A 239-nucleotide genomic window follows, 5' to 3' on the forward strand; every position below is an offset into this window, starting at 1 on the left:
TGACCTGCCCCACGACCGCGGTCTACAACGGCTTGCCGGACAGCCAGACCAAAATTCCGCTGGGAAAAACCATCCGATTCTTCGGCGACGGCTTTCAAAAGAGCAAGCTACTGGCCGGGCGGCGGTATTGGCGGATTCCGGTCATGGATGGCGAGTTTCTTGTCGAAGAAAAGCTGGGCGTGGAAAAAGGGGTGGCGGGCGGGAACATGATTCTCCAGGCCGTCGATCAGCCGGCCGGG

1 protein-coding gene is annotated in these 239 nt (G+C 60.3%); it reads left to right on the forward strand.

Annotated elements, in window-relative coordinates; translation table 11 throughout:
- Positions 1 to 239: hypothetical protein (locus KVT28_RS26680; protein ID WP_217551323.1), on the forward strand; the 239-nt coding region annotated here is incomplete at both ends.

Origin of the sequence: Pantoea sp. GbtcB22 (genome assembly GCF_019091025.1) — a bacterium.
In the GTDB taxonomy this organism is placed as follows: Bacteria; Pseudomonadota; Gammaproteobacteria; order Enterobacterales; family Enterobacteriaceae; genus Pantoea; species Pantoea leporis.